At 67.8% G+C, this 14087-nt stretch carries 10 protein-coding genes, 1 rRNA gene and 1 pseudogene; 3 read left to right on the plus strand and 9 right to left on the minus strand.

Features of this window, described 5'->3' with window-relative positions; genetic code table 11:
* Positions 1-229: 229 nt before the first annotated feature.
* The 3 genes from E7742_RS08435 to E7742_RS08445 form a co-directional block, all read right to left on the minus strand.
* Positions 230-1748 (minus strand): 16S ribosomal RNA (locus tag E7742_RS08435).
* A 623-nt stretch (positions 1749-2371) separates the two neighbouring features.
* Positions 2372-3649 (minus strand): tyrosine--tRNA ligase, encoded by a 1278-nt coding sequence (gene tyrS / locus E7742_RS08440; RefSeq protein WP_137798541.1) that lies wholly within the window; start codon positions 3647-3649, stop codon positions 2372-2374.
* A 19-nt stretch (positions 3650-3668) separates the two neighbouring features.
* Positions 3669-4286 carry a DNA-3-methyladenine glycosylase gene (locus E7742_RS08445; RefSeq protein ID WP_175420440.1) on the minus strand — a complete coding sequence of 206 codons (618 nt, stop codon included), beginning with the start codon at positions 4284-4286 and terminating at the stop codon, positions 3669-3671.
* 126 nt (positions 4287-4412) lie between these two features.
* Here E7742_RS08445 and E7742_RS08450 point away from each other — a divergent pair, with 126 nt between their 5' ends.
* From E7742_RS08450 to E7742_RS08460, 3 genes and pseudogenes are all read left to right on the plus strand, one after another.
* The gene (locus tag E7742_RS08450) at positions 4413-5174 is read left to right on the plus strand and encodes an ABC transporter ATP-binding protein (RefSeq protein ID WP_137798542.1); all 762 of its coding nucleotides are present in this window, start codon (positions 4413-4415) and stop codon (positions 5172-5174) included.
* Positions 5171-5932, plus strand: a complete 762-nt coding sequence (locus tag E7742_RS08455) for an ABC transporter permease (RefSeq protein WP_137798543.1) — start codon at positions 5171-5173, stop codon at positions 5930-5932. Before E7742_RS08450 ends, E7742_RS08455 begins: the two co-directional genes overlap by 4 nt.
* A pseudogene (locus E7742_RS08460) lies at positions 5929-6528 on the plus strand (TetR/AcrR family transcriptional regulator); the annotation flags it as partial. The gene E7742_RS08455 and the pseudogene E7742_RS08460, both read left to right, overlap by 4 nt.
* A gap of 14 nt (positions 6529-6542) precedes the next feature.
* Here E7742_RS08460 and E7742_RS08465 read toward each other — a convergent pair.
* The 6 genes from E7742_RS08465 to argF all read right to left on the minus strand — a co-directional run bounded on the left by E7742_RS08465 (position 6543) and on the right by argF (position 14087).
* Positions 6543-6761 carry a Trm112 family protein gene (locus E7742_RS08465; protein ID WP_137798545.1) on the minus strand — a complete coding sequence of 73 codons (219 nt, stop codon included), beginning with the start codon at positions 6759-6761 and terminating at the stop codon, positions 6543-6545.
* 63 nt (positions 6762-6824) lie between these two features.
* Positions 6825-9845, minus strand: coding sequence for an acyl-CoA synthetase (locus E7742_RS08470; protein ID WP_137798546.1), 3021 nt, complete (start codon positions 9843-9845; stop codon positions 6825-6827).
* A gap of 67 nt (positions 9846-9912) precedes the next feature.
* Positions 9913-11346, minus strand: a complete 1434-nt coding sequence (argH, locus tag E7742_RS08475) for an argininosuccinate lyase (RefSeq protein ID WP_137798547.1) — start codon at positions 11344-11346, stop codon at positions 9913-9915.
* Between the two features lie 3 nt (positions 11347-11349).
* Positions 11350-12549 (minus strand): argininosuccinate synthase, encoded by a 1200-nt coding sequence (locus E7742_RS08480; RefSeq protein ID WP_137798548.1) that lies wholly within the window; start codon positions 12547-12549, stop codon positions 11350-11352.
* Between the two features lie 51 nt (positions 12550-12600).
* On the minus strand, positions 12601-13119 hold the full coding sequence (locus tag E7742_RS08485; protein WP_137798549.1) for an arginine repressor: 519 nt from the start codon (positions 13117-13119) through the stop codon (positions 12601-12603).
* The gene (gene argF, locus E7742_RS08490) at positions 13116-14087 is read right to left on the minus strand and encodes an ornithine carbamoyltransferase (protein ID WP_137798550.1); all 972 of its coding nucleotides are present in this window, start codon (positions 14085-14087) and stop codon (positions 13116-13118) included. Before argF ends, E7742_RS08485 begins: the two co-directional genes overlap by 4 nt.

A 14087-nucleotide genomic window follows, 5' to 3' on the forward strand; every position in this document is an offset into this window, starting at 1 on the left:
TCCCGCCTGTCGTCACTTTCCTTCGAGAAGATCACTTGCGTGTTCTCTCAGGACCCAACAGTATGCCGATATAACTCTCTTCCCACCAGCACTCGGGCCGGCAGTAGTGAAGAAGAATGCTTGTCAGTGTTCCACCCATGAGCAACCGCAGTCCCACGATTGGGGACTAAACGGCCTCTGCCAACCAGCAGGCCACCTGTGTGACCCCTGCGTTGGAGATGCTCCTTAGAAAGGAGGTGATCCAGCCGCACCTTCCGGTACGGCTACCTTGTTACGACTTCGTCCCAATCGCCGATCCCACCTTCGACGGCTCCCTCCACAAGGGTTAGGCCACCGGCTTCGGGTGTTACCGACTTTCATGACGTGACGGGCGGTGTGTACAAGGCCCGGGAACGTATTCACCGCAGCGTTGCTGATCTGCGATTACTAGCGACTCCGACTTCACGGGGTCGAGTTGCAGACCCCGATCCGAACTGAGACCGGCTTTAAGGGATTCGCTCCACCTCACGGTATCGCAGCCCTCTGTACCGGCCATTGTAGCATGTGTGAAGCCCTGGACATAAGGGGCATGATGACTTGACGTCGTCCCCACCTTCCTCCGAGTTGACCCCGGCAGTCTCCTGCGAGTCCCCGCCATTACGCGCTGGCAACACAGGACAAGGGTTGCGCTCGTTGCGGGACTTAACCCAACATCTCACGACACGAGCTGACGACAGCCATGCACCACCTGTATACCGACCACAAGGGGGCACCTATCTCTAGGTGTTTCCGGTATATGTCAAACCCAGGTAAGGTTCTTCGCGTTGCATCGAATTAATCCACATGCTCCGCCGCTTGTGCGGGCCCCCGTCAATTCCTTTGAGTTTTAGCCTTGCGGCCGTACTCCCCAGGCGGGGCGCTTAATGCGTTAGCTACGGCACGGATCCCGTGGAAGGAAACCCACACCTAGCGCCCACCGTTTACGGCGTGGACTACCAGGGTATCTAATCCTGTTCGCTACCCACGCTTTCGCTCCTCAGCGTCAGTTACTGCCCAGAGACCCGCCTTCGCCACCGGTGTTCCTCCTGATATCTGCGCATTTCACCGCTACACCAGGAATTCCAGTCTCCCCTGCAGTACTCAAGTCTGCCCGTATCGCCCGCAAGCTTGGGGTTGAGCCCCAAGTTTTCACGGACGACGCGACAAACCGCCTACGAGCTCTTTACGCCCAGTAATTCCGGACAACGCTCGCACCCTACGTATTACCGCGGCTGCTGGCACGTAGTTGGCCGGTGCTTCTTCTGCAGGTACCGTCACTTTCGCTTCGTCCCTGCTGAAAGAGGTTTACAACCCGAAGGCCGTCATCCCTCACGCGGCGTCGCTGCATCAGGCTTTCGCCCATTGTGCAATATTCCCCACTGCTGCCTCCCGTAGGAGTCTGGGCCGTGTCTCAGTCCCAGTGTGGCCGGTCGCCCTCTCAGGCCGGCTACCCGTCGTCGCCTTGGTAGGCCATTACCCCACCAACAAGCTGATAGGCCGCGGGCCCATCCTGCACCAGTAAACCTTTCCAACCCCCGCCATGCGACAGGAGCTCATATCCGGTATTAGACCCAGTTTCCCAGGCTTATCCCAGAGTGCAGGGCAGATCACCCACGTGTTACTCACCCGTTCGCCGCTCGTGTACCCCCGAAGGGGCCTTACCGCTCGACTTGCATGTGTTAAGCACGCCGCCAGCGTTCGTCCTGAGCCAGGATCAAACTCTCCGTTGAAGACTCTAGATTTCGCAGCCGAAGCCACTAATCAGTCATAGACATCGAGTCAAATCACTAGCAAAAAAACTCAAACTAGCTTTGCACTGACCATCCCAGACGGAAGAATGAGACGATCAGCAAATACCCACACCACGCTGCGCAAAAGCACTACACGATGGCGTGGAGTACCAAATAAATAATTGGCACTGACATTCATCGACACACTGTTGAGTTCTCAAAGAACACGCGCACACCATCACTCGAAACTTTGCAGTTCCTCGTTCCGGGGCAACCGTTCCAGCTTATCCCACCCGGGATCCGAGTGCAAACTCGGCTCCCATCCGGGCCACCCGGACGCGGCTCCACCACCCTACACCGGGCAGGGAAGCAACTTCCAGGAGTATCAGGCGCTCCCCGTACAACCTCGTTTTCCCTCGCTGACCTGTGAAGATCGCGTCCGGGTCGGTGTCCGTGTCGCTCTGACCTGGAATAAGTTACGGGGCCCGAGCGCAGAACACCAAATCCGCTGGTCAGCGGCCCCACCTTCCGCATCTTCGCAGAAAACCCCCAGGTAGACCGAACGGGACGAGGCACACCTCGTCCCGCTCGCGCAGAAATCGATCATGGTGACGCCGGACACGTCAGCCCGCGACCACCTCGATGCCGGCGAAGTTCTTCCTGCCCCTACGGACCACCAGCCAGTGACCGTGCAGCAGGTCCGAGTTCTCCGGCGTCCACTCCTCCGACTCGATGCGCTGGTTGTTGACGTACGCGCCGCCCTCCTTGACCGCCCGTCGGGCCGCACCCTTGCTCTCGCAGAGACCGCTCGCCACCAGCAGATCGACGATCGTCCGCGGGCTGCTCGCAGCGACCTCGGCGATCGAGGCCTCCTTCAGCGCGGCCGCGAGCGTGGCCTCGTCCAGATCGGTGAGCTCGGCGCGACCGAACAGCGCCTTGCTCGCGAGTTCGACGGCGGCGGTGTTCTCCTGCCCGTGGACCAGCGTGGTCATCTCGGCCGCCAGCCGTCGCTGTGCCTCCCGCGCCTGCGGACGCTCGGCCGTGGCGGCCTCGAGCTCGGCCAGTTCCTCCCGGGAGAGGAAGGTGAACCACCGCAGGTAGCGCATGACGTCCGCATCCCCGGTGTTCACGAAGTACTGGTACCAGGCGTACGGGCTGGTCATCTCGGGGTCCAGCCACAGGCTTCCGCCACCGGTCGACTTACCGAACTTCTTGCCGTCGGCCGAGGTCACGAGCGGCACGGTCATCGCGTGCACGGTCTCCCCGTCCAGCCTCCGGTTGAGGTCGACTCCGGCGATGATGTTGCCCCACTGATCGGAGCCGCCCACCTGCAGCGTGCAGCCGTAGCTGCGGCGCAGGTGCACGAAGTCGTTGGCCTGCAACAGCATGTAGCTGAACTCGGTGTACGACATGCCGTCCGACTCGAGCCGACGCTTGACCGTGTCGCGCGCGAGCATGACGTTCACCGAGAAGTGCTTGCCGATGTCCCGCAGGAAATCGATCGCGCTGAGCTTGGACGTCCAGTTGGCGTTGTTCTCGATGACCGCTGCGGTCGGCGACTCGTCGAAGTCGACGAAGCGCTCGAGCTGCGAGCGAATGCGGTCCGCCCAGTCCGCGACCGTGTCGGCGGAGTTCATGGTGCGCTCGCCGACGTCACGCGGATCGCCGATCATCCCGGTGGCGCCGCCGGCAAGGACGATCGGCCGGTGTCCGGCCCGCTGGAAGCGCTTGAGCGCGAGGAGTGGCACGAGGTGGCCGGCGTGCAGGGAGGGCCCGGTCGGATCGAAACCGGCATACAGCGTGACTGGTCCAGCCTCGGTCGCACGTCGCAGCGCGTCCAGATCGGTCGACTGGGCGATGAGCCCCCGCCAGGTCAGTTCGTCAAGGATGTTCTCAGTCACGCACCCGATCATCCCACCGTCACTCGGGCACGGGTGCGCGCGGGCTGCGCCGGTAGGCCGAGACGGCTCCGGACGCGGGCAGCCACAGGCGCCACGGCAGCTCCGCGGCCACCGCGATACCCACGCGCGGACCACTGCGGAAATCGGTGGCGCAACCGAGTTCGAGATGCAGTCCCGGATCCGTGCCGAGCAGGTCGAATCCGTTGTGGTCGAGGGACAGACCGAGCGCCGACCCGAGGTTCCCCGGGCCGCGGGCCACGTCGAACGGCCGTTTGACCGCCGGCCGCCGGGACGCGACCAGGTCGTGCCCCGCGACGATCTCGGCGGCGCGCAGCAGCACGCCGCCGGCGACGCCGTCGGGCCCGTACGACACGTTGGCGCAGAAGTGCATTCCGTAGCTGCGGTAGACGTACAGATGCCCGGGCTCACCGAACATCACGGCATTGCGGGGCGTGCGGCCGCGGTACGAGTGGGCCGCCGGGTCGGGCCACGGGCCCGACGGGTCTCCGCCGTATGCCTCGACCTCGACGATTCGCGCGCGAACCGTTCCCACGGTCAGCACGCCCCCGAGCACCGCTCGTGCCGCCTCCAGCGGATGGTCCACGTCGCGCAGGATGGTTCGCCCGGATTCGATCACGGGCCGATTGTCCACAATCGCCGGGTAGCTTTGCCAGTTCGAGACCCGGGAAGCGTTGACGACCGGTGGGCGGCGGCCGAGAATTCAACGTGTGATGAGTTCATCAATCGATGAATAGAGGTCCTCATGACCGCCATCCCCGGCCCCGTCTCCGCGGGGCGTCCGGCTCGAGCCGTGGAGATTTCCGACCTGAACGTGCAGCGCGGCGGGGCGCCGGCGCTGCGGGACGTGAACGTGTCGATCCCGGTCGGAACGATCACCGGTCTCCTGGGCCCGTCCGGCTGCGGCAAGACCACGCTCATGCGATGCGTCGTCGGCACCCAGCTCGTCGAGTCCGGGACGGTGACCGTCCTGGGCCGGCCCGCGGGCTCACCTGCACTACGGCGCCGCGTCGGGTACGTGACGCAGGCCCCGAGTGTGTATCTCGACCTCACCGTCCGCGACAACGTGCGCTACTTCGCCTCCCTCTACGGGCGACGGAACGACGCCGTCGCCGACGCGATCGACTCGGTCGGGCTGTCCACGCACGGTCACCGTCCGGCCGGGGCACTGTCGGGCGGGCAGCTCAGCCGAGTCTCGCTCGCGTGCGCGCTGGTGGGACGGCCCGAGCTCCTCGTCCTCGACGAGCCGACCGTCGGGTTGGATCCGGTTCTGCGGGCGGAACTGTGGGAGCACTTCGCGGCGCTCGCGCGAGCCGGCACCACGCTCGTCGTCTCGAGCCACGTCATGGACGAGGCCGATCACTGCCAGACCCTGCTCCTCCTGCGCGACGGCCGACTGCTCGCGGACATCGCGCCGGACGAGCTCAGACACCGGACGGGCAAGACGAATCTCGAAGAGGCCTTCCTCGCCCTCATCCGCGACGAACAGGTGGGAGTCGAATCATGATCGTCAACCCCCGTATCTACGCGTCGAGTACCACCCGCATCCTGCGGCAGTTGCGCGTCGACCACCGGACGGTCGCCATGATTCTGGTCGTGCCGTCGCTGATCATGGTGTTGCTGTACTTCCTGTACCAGAACGTGGCCACCCCACCCGGTCAGGTTCCGCTGTTCGACCGGATCGCCATCACGATGCTCGGCATCATCCCCTTCATCGTCATGTTCCTGGTGACGTCGATCGCGATGCAGCGTGAACGTAGCTCCGGAACGCTCGAACGCCTGTTGACGACCCCGCTCTCCAAACTCGACCTGCTCGCGGGGTACGGGACGGCGTTCTCGCTCGCGGCGGCGGCCCAGGCTGCGCTCGCCTGTGCGGTGGCATTCGGTTTCCTCGATCTGGCCACCGAGGGCAGCGTCGTCTGGGTGCTGGTGATCGCGGTGATCAACGCAGTGCTGGGAGTGTCGCTCGGCCTGCTGTGCAGTGCGTTCGCGCGCACCGAGTTCCAGGCCGTGCAGTTCATGCCGGTGATCGTGATCCCGCAACTGCTGCTGTGCGGCCTGCTCGTTCCGCGCGGCCAGTTGCCGCAGTGGCTCGAGTGGATCAGCAACGTGCTTCCGCTCAGTTACGCGGTGGAGGCCCTCCAACAGGTGGCGGGGCACCCCGGCACGACCGGACTGATGCGGCGCGACCTCGCGGTCGTCATCTGCTTCGTCGTCGTGGCACTCGCGCTGGGCGCCGCCACCCTGCGACGGCGGACGCCGTGACGGCCGAACCCGCGTCGACGCGTCCCGGCCGCCGGCCGGGCCCGTCGGTGACACGCGAACGCATCCTGGAAGCGGCCCGGAATCAGTTCGCCGACAAAGGTTTCGATCATGCGACCATCAGATCGATCGCACAGGAAGCCCGCGTCGACGCCGCGCTGGTGCACCACTACTTCGGAACCAAACACCAGCTGCTGATCGCCGCCGTCGCACTGCCGCTCGACCCGGCCACTGTCCTGGGACCCCTGGCCTCCGCGCCGTTGGAGACGCTCGGCGCGGCGCTCGCCGGCACCGTGATCGGCGTGTGGGACTCCGCGCACCAGCCGGCCGTCGTCGCCGCGGTGCGCTCAGCGCTCACCGGCGGCCGCGAGGGCCTGATCCGCAGCTTCCTGCTCGAGGTGGCGCTGCGGGATCTCGTTCCCCGTGTCGATTCGCCGCCCGGTACCGGCGAACTGCGCATCGCGCTCGTCGCGTCACAGATGGCCGGGTTGTTCGTGACCCGTCATCTCCTCGGCGTCGACGCGCTTCGGACGCTCTCCACCGAAGAGGCCACCCGACTGATCGCACCGACGTTGCAGCGCTACCTCACCGGGCCGCTCGGGTGAGCGGACCGTCAGCTCTCGGACGACGCGATTCCCCGCGCGACGAAGTCCTCGTGTTCGGCGTCGGACACCGCGCGCGCCTCGTCGATCAGCAGCACCGGGATGCCGTTCTCGATCGGGTACGCGCGGCGCAGCCGCGGGTTGTAGAGCAACTCGTCGCCGACCAACAGCAACGGCCCCTTGTCCTGCGGGCATGCCAGAATGCTGAGCAGGGTGGAATCAATAGCCACTTCAGTCCTCTCGGGCCGTCGGGGAACTCGGCCGGTCCAGGCTACAAGTCGTGGACGCGCCGGCTACGCGGGCACCCCGCCCGGCTTGGACGGACCCTCGCCGTACCGTGCCGCGACGGCCTTCGTGAATCGCTTGTACCCGCCGGTCTCGGTGTCCAGGTACCACGATCTGGCACTCGGTTCGGGGAGCCCGGACGCCTGCAGCGCCGACGAACTGGGCCGGTACGACGGGCCGAGCGGAATGCGATCGACCACGTGCACGATGTCCGGGCAGTGCTCGATGGGCAGCTGTCCGAGCGCGGCGGTGATCTCCGCGGCCGTCGGAATCCGCCCGCCGCGCACCGTGACGGCGGCGACCGCCACCTGGTGCTCGCCCGCGGGCACCCCGTAGGCCACCGCGAGGTCGACCTGCGGCATCTCCCCCAGCACGTCGACGATCGGATGCGTGAACACCGGGCCGCGCTCGGCGGCGACGACCGTGCGCTTGTGGTCGATCAGCCAGTAGTCGCCGTCCGCGTCACGGCAGAACAGATTCTCGGTGGGCACCCACGAGTCACCCGCCGCGAAGACGCCGCGCATCACCCCCGGTGACGCCTCGGCGCGGGCACCGGGCCGGCCCAGCAACAGCCCCACCTCGCCGTCCGCGCACTCGCGGACGAATCCCCGCTCGTCTTCGAGCAGGCGGCCCTCGACGGGGTCGTACGCACCCAGTCGCACCTCGGCGCTGCCGGGCAGCGGCCGGCCCTTGGAGCCCACCTTCGCGCCCGCGACGTTGACCAGTACGACGTCACCCTCGGTCGAGGCGTAGAACTCGAGCACCCGCGCGGGAGCGAACCGCTCGGTGACCCGCCGCCACAGCCCGGGGGGCATGCCCGACCCGATGAACAGCCGCACCGGATGCCCCTGGTCGAGCGGCAGCGATTCGGCGTCGAGGATCTCGCGCATCATCGTCCACGTGTAGCTCACCACCGTCACGCCGTAGCGATGCACCTCCTCGGCGAAACGCTCGGGGTCGAGGCCCCGCGAGAGCGCGATACGTGCCCCACCGGCGACGGCCCCACCAATCGTCGCCATGAGACCCGACGAATGATGCAGTGGCGTCAGGCAATACACCGTGTCGCCGCGACTGAGGGAAGCCGCCGACGCGGTACCGAAGGCCGACAACGCCCACCGGTAGTTGGTGATGAACTTGGCCTCGAGGCTGCCGCACGATCCGCTGAAGATGACGAACGCCAACTCGCGCGCCCGCCCGGGATCGGGCCGGTACCAACCGGGCAGCGTCACCGCATCCGGGTCCACCTGTTCGAGGTCGACCACGTCCGGCCCGAGTTCCACCGCGAGACCGCGGAACTCGCCGCCGCCCAGCACCAGGACCTTCTTCCCGGTGGCGACGGCGTCCTCGAGGTTGTCGGGGTCGACCACGATCCGGTCCACCCGGCCCAGCCGGACCGCCTCCTCGAGGTATCCGCCGGGCGGCAGCAGCACGGCGACCGCGCCGAGACGCGACAGCGCGGCGATCGCGACCAGCGCGCTGGGCCGTGTCTCCATCAGCACGCCGACGTGGGTGGCGGGCCGGACCCCGGCGTGGATGAGCCCGCGCACGACGTTGTCGATCCGGGTGTTGACGGCGGCGTTGGTGTGGACCCGGTCGTCGAACAGGAAGCACTCACCGCCCGGCGCCTGCCGGCCCTGTTCGGCGAGGAGCAGGCCCAGCGAGATTCGGGAGTGCGGCTGCAATTGGCCCAGGCGGGCCAGCCGCGGCAGCGCGCGGGCCGCCTCGATGGAAATCTCGCGGGTGCCCCGCACGGTGTCGGTGGCGAGGTCCGCGATGCCGCGGCCGACCCCCGCTCCCACCTCTGCGATGGACGCGACGGTGTGGGTGATGCGGTTGGTGATGCTGACACCGCTGTCGTGGCCGGACGGCTCGTCGTGGACCATCGCGTCCACCATCTCCGGGCGCCGGCCCGTGCCCTCCCGCCACAGCACCCACTCGCCGGTGGTGGGCCACGTGCGGGAGGCCGCCGCCGACCCGACCACCAGACCGAAATGACCTGCCCGCAAGGTCGACTCGAACACCTCGGCGCGCGGCGCCGCGCGCTTGATGCCGCGCACCGCGAGGGGCTGCCCGATGTCGTCGACCTCGCCGACGAACGCGAGCACCGGGCACGAGATCTCCGCGAGACTGACCGGGGTGTCCTTGATGACGAAGCCGCCGGTCATCATGCGGTTGTGCACGACGAACTGCTTGAGCAGTTCGGCAACGGCCGGCCCGGACCAGGCCACCCAGCCGTCCTGAGCCAGGAAGCGGCGCTGCTGTTCACGCGGAAGGAGCGCCTCCCGATCGTGCAGCTGGCGGAGGAAGTCGAACCGCGACTTGGCGGTCTTCACCGGATCCAGCAACTGGAACCCCGCCCGCGCCATCCACCCGGCGATGGAGAGCCGGGTGAAGACGTGGTCCGCGAGCAGGTCCGCCCCCCTGGTCGCCAGGCCCGCGGGAATGTTGAACGGGAGCGCGGCCAGGGTGTCGACCGGAGCTCCGAACGTGGTGAGGCTCGCGACGTTTCGGCACCTCCGGTAGGCCGCCGCCTGGTAGCAGAACATCCCGCCCTGCGAGTACCCGGACAGATGAACGTCGCGGCCGGTGTGCTCGTGCACCAGGTCGACGATCTCGCTGATCGCCACGATGTGGTCGGCGAGCGTGCGACTCCAGCCGCCCTCCTCGGAATCCGGCGACCCGAAGTCCACCACCCACGGGTCGATACCCATCTCGTGGAGGATGCCGACCGCGCCCTGGTCCCGCGTCACGTCGTAGACGTCCGCCGACATCATCATCGGCGGAACCAGCACGATCGGCGGACCCGCCTGCGCCGGTTCCGAGTCCGGGAAATAGCGGCGCAGGCGGTACATCGGCGCGCGCTCGACGACCTGGAACGGCGACGGGGTCGCCCCCGTTTCCAGACCGCCGAGCCGCACCACCTCGAGGCCGTTCTGCGCCGTGGCGACCGCCCGACGGAGTGACCCCACCACATAGTCGGAACCCAGATTCACCAGCGCACTCCCCCTACAGCTCATCGTGACCTTCATCACATCTCGTTCGATGAGCCTTCCACATTACTGCCTGTATGGAAGCGGAGTTACACCGAGTCGATCTTCACGCCGGCCGGTGGCGCGTCCACTCCCGCAACGCGGACGCCGACGTGCGCACCCCACCGAGTTGCTCGGCGACCCGGACACCCGCGGTACCACCGCGGGCGTTGCGCGACGCGATCGAGCCGTGGACAGTGAGCACCTCGCGCACCGCGGGCGTCAACGCCGGATCGACGCCCGCCAACTCCTCGTCGGTGAGCTCGTCGAGCCCGACACCACGCGCCTCCGCGACCCGGACGCACGCGCCCGCGGCCTCGTGCGCAACGCGGAACGGAACTCCTTGCCGAACCATCCATTCCGCGATGTCGGTGGCGAGGGTGAAGCCCGCCGGGGCGAGCTCCGCCATGCGCTCGGTGTGGAATTCGAGGGTGGCGACCAGACCGGTGATCGCGGGCAGCAGCAGTTCGAGCTGCGCCACCGAGTCGAAGACCGGCTCCTTGTCCTCCTGCAGATCGCGGTTGTACGCGAGCGGCTGCGCCTTGAGCGTGGCCAGCAGACCGGTCACGTTGCCGATCAGCCGTCCGGCTTTGCCGCGCGTGAGTTCGGAGACGTCCGGGTTCTTCTTCTGCGGCATGATCGACGAACCGGTCGACCACGCGTCGGCCAGCGTGACGTACCCGAATTCCGGCGTGCTCCAGATGATGACCTCTTCGGCCATCCGCGAGAGATCGACGGCGATCATCGCGAACACGAACGCGGCCTCGGCCGCGAAGTCGCGCGAGGACGTCGCATCGATCGAATTCTCGGCGGCAGCGTCGAAGTTCAACTCCGCGGCGATCGCATCGGGATCGAGGCCCAACGACGATCCCGCGAGGGCTCCGGAGCCGTACGGGGACACCGCCGCCCGCCTGTCGCAGTCCCGCAGACGCTGCACGTCGCGCAGCAGCGGGTGCGTGTGCGCGAGCAGGTGGTGCGCCAGCAGCACCGGCTGCGCCGCCTGCAGGTGCGTCTTACCCGGCATCACCGCGTCGGGGTGTGCCGCCGCCTGCGTCGCGAGCGCGTCGACCACGTCGAGCACCCCGTCCGCGACGCGACGGGCGGCGTCGCGCAGCCACATCCGGAACAGGGTGGCCACCTGGTCGTTGCGGGAACGACCCGCCCGCAGCCGACCGCCGACCTCGGGGCCGACGCGCTCGATCAGTCCGCGCTCGAGGGCGCCGTGGACGTCCTCGTCGGAGTCCGCCGGCCCGAATGCACCGGAGGCGACGTCGTCGCCGAGCCGGGTCAGACCGTCGAGCATCGTCGCCAGGTCGGCGTCGCTCAACAGCCCGGCCTTGTGCAGAACCTTGGCGTGTGCCTGGGACGCCCGCACGTCGTACGGGGCCAGGACCCAGTCGAAGTGCGTCGACTTGCTCAGCGCCGCCATGGCGGCGGCCGGTCCGGACTCGAACCGGCCGCCCCAGAGGGCACCCTCGTTTGTTCCGTGGGCGTCGGTCATGACCTAGAGACCCAGGTCGCGCTTCGCCGCGACCTTGGAGGACAGGCCGTGGATGTTGACGAAGCCCTTGGCGTACGACTGGTCGAAGGTGTCACCCTCGTCGTAGGTCGCCAGGTTGAAGTCGTACAGCGACTCGGAGCTGCGACGGCCGTTGACGGTGATGGCGCCGCCGTGCAGGAACAGGCGGATGTCGCCGGTCACCTTCTCCTGGGTCTTCGCGACGAACGCGTCCAGCGCGTCCTTGAGCGGCGAGAACCACAGGCCGTCGTACACCAGCTCGCTCCAGCGCTGCTCCATCTGACGCTTGTAGCGACCGAGCTCGCGCTCGAGCGTGACGTGCTCGAGCTCCTGGTGCGCGTTGATGAGCACCATCGCGCCCGGGGCCTCGTAGATCTCGCGGCTCTTGATGCCGACGAGACGGTCCTCGACCACGTCGAGGCGGCCGACGCCCTGCGCGCCCGCCCGCTTGTTGAGCTCCTGGATCGCCTCGAGCACCGTGACGGGCTTGCCGTCGATCGCGACCGGCTTACCGGCCTCGAAGCTGATGATCAGCTCGTCGGGGCTGTTCCAGTTCAGCGTCGGGTCCTGGGTGTAGTCGTAGACGTCCTTGGTGGGGGCGTTCCACAGGTCCTCGAGGAAGCCCGTCTCCACCGCGCGGCCCCACACGTTCTGGTCGATCGAGAACGGCGACCGCTTGGTGACGTTGATCGGGATGTTGTTCTCCTCGGCGAAGGAGATGGCCTTCTCGCGGGTCCACGCGTAGTCACGGACCGGGGCGATGACCTCGAGGTCGGGAGCGAGGGCACCGAAGCCCACCTCGAACCGGACCTGGTCGTTGCCCTTGCCGGTGCAGCCGTGCGAGACGACGGTGCCGCCGTGCTCGCGGGCCGCCTTCACGATGTGCTTGACGATGAGCGGACGGCTGATCGCCGACACCAGCGGGTAGCGGTCCATGTAGAGCGCGTTCGCCTGGATGGTCGGCAGGCAGTACTCCTCGGCGAACTCGTCCCGCGCATCCACCACGACGGACTCGACCGCGCCGCAGTCGAGGGCACGCTGACGCACGACCTCCATGTCCTCGCCACCCTGGCCGAGATCGATGGCGACGGCGACGACCTCCTTGCCGGTCTCCTTGCCGATCCAGCTGATGGCCACGGAGGTGTCCAGCCCGCCCGAGTAGGCGAGTACGACGCGATCAGCCATGGTGTGTGTGCTCCTTAGGAAAATAGAAGTGTTCGGGGAAGAGTCTAGTGGTCAGGCCAGGCGCTCTATCGCCGCGGCAAGCTCCGCTCCGGTGAGCGGTTCGCGGGCCACGACGACGACGGTGTCGTCGCCGGCGATGGTGCCCACGACGTCGGGCAGCGATGCCCGATCGAGCGCACTGGCCAGGTAGTGCGCGGCGCCCGGCGGGGTGCGGAGCACGGCGAGGTTGCCGCTGGCGTCGGTGGACACCAGCAGCTCGCCGAGGAGCCGGGACAGCCGATCGGTGCCGCCCGAGACGCCCCGCACCGGCGAGCCGTCCTCCGGCACCACGTACACCCCGGCCCCGCCGTCCGCGGCCCGCAGCTTGACCGCGCCGAGTTCCTCGAGGTCACGCGACAGTGTCGCGTTCGAGACCTCGATGCCCTCGGCGGCGAGCAACGCCGCGAGTTCGGCCTGACTGCGGATGTGACGCTCGGCGACGAGCGCGGTGATCCTGGCCTGCCGGCCGGCACGCGTGTGCGCGACGGCGGCGGCAGACGGCGCAGTCTCCGGGCCCGGGGCGGAGGTCACGGCCGGGTCCCGGCTCGCTCGAGCAGCCAGACCAGCAGGGCCTTCTGGGCGTGCAGGCGGTTCTCGGCCTCGTCCCACGCGGCCGACTGCGGGCCGTCGAGCACCTCGTCGGTGATCTCCTCGCCGCGGTGGGCCGGCAGGCAGTGCAGCACGACGGCCTCGGGTGCCGCCTTGGCGAGCAGGTCGGCGTCGATCCCGAACGGCCGGAACGGGCCGACGCGGTCGAGACCGTCGGACTCCTGACCCATCGACGTCCAGGTGTCGGTGACCAGGACGTCGGCGCCGACGACGGCAGCCTGCGGATCGTCGGTGAGCGTGACCATCGCGCCGGTCTGCTCGGCGCGGGCCCGTGCCGCGTCGACCACCGCCGGGTCCGGTGAGAACCCCAGCGGCGCCGCGACAGTGACGTGCACGCCCGCGGTGACGCCGCCCAGGAGCAGCGAGTGCGCCATATTGTTGGCGCCGTCCCCGAGGTACGTCAGCCGCAGGCCCTTCAGCTCGCCCTTGCGCTCGGCGATCGTCTGCAGGTCGGCCAGCACCTGGCACGGGTGGAACTGGTCGGACAGCGCGTTGACGATCGGGACCGTCGCACCCTCGGCCATCTCCTCGAGTCGTTCCTGCCCGAACGTGCGCCAGACGACGGCGTCCACGAAGCGGGACAGCACCCGACCCGTGTCCTGCAGGGTCTCGTCGCGGCCGAGCTGGGTCTTGCTGCCGTCGACGACCACCGCGTGGCCACCGAGCTGGGCGATGCCCATCTCGAACGAGAACCGCGTGCGGGTCGAGTTCTTGTCGAAGATGACGCCGACGCCGCGCGGGCCCTCGAGCGGCCGCCGCGAGAACGGATTCGCCTTGAGTTCACGGGCGAGCTCGAGCACCTCGGCCTGCTCGGCCGGGGTCAGGTCGTCGTCCCTCAAGAAGTGTCGGAGGGTCGCTCCGCGGGCTTCGTTCCGATGTCGAACGGTCAT

It is taken from the genome of Rhodococcus sp. SGAir0479 (genome assembly GCF_005484805.1).
Classification (GTDB): Bacteria; Actinomycetota; Actinomycetes; order Mycobacteriales; family Mycobacteriaceae; genus Prescottella.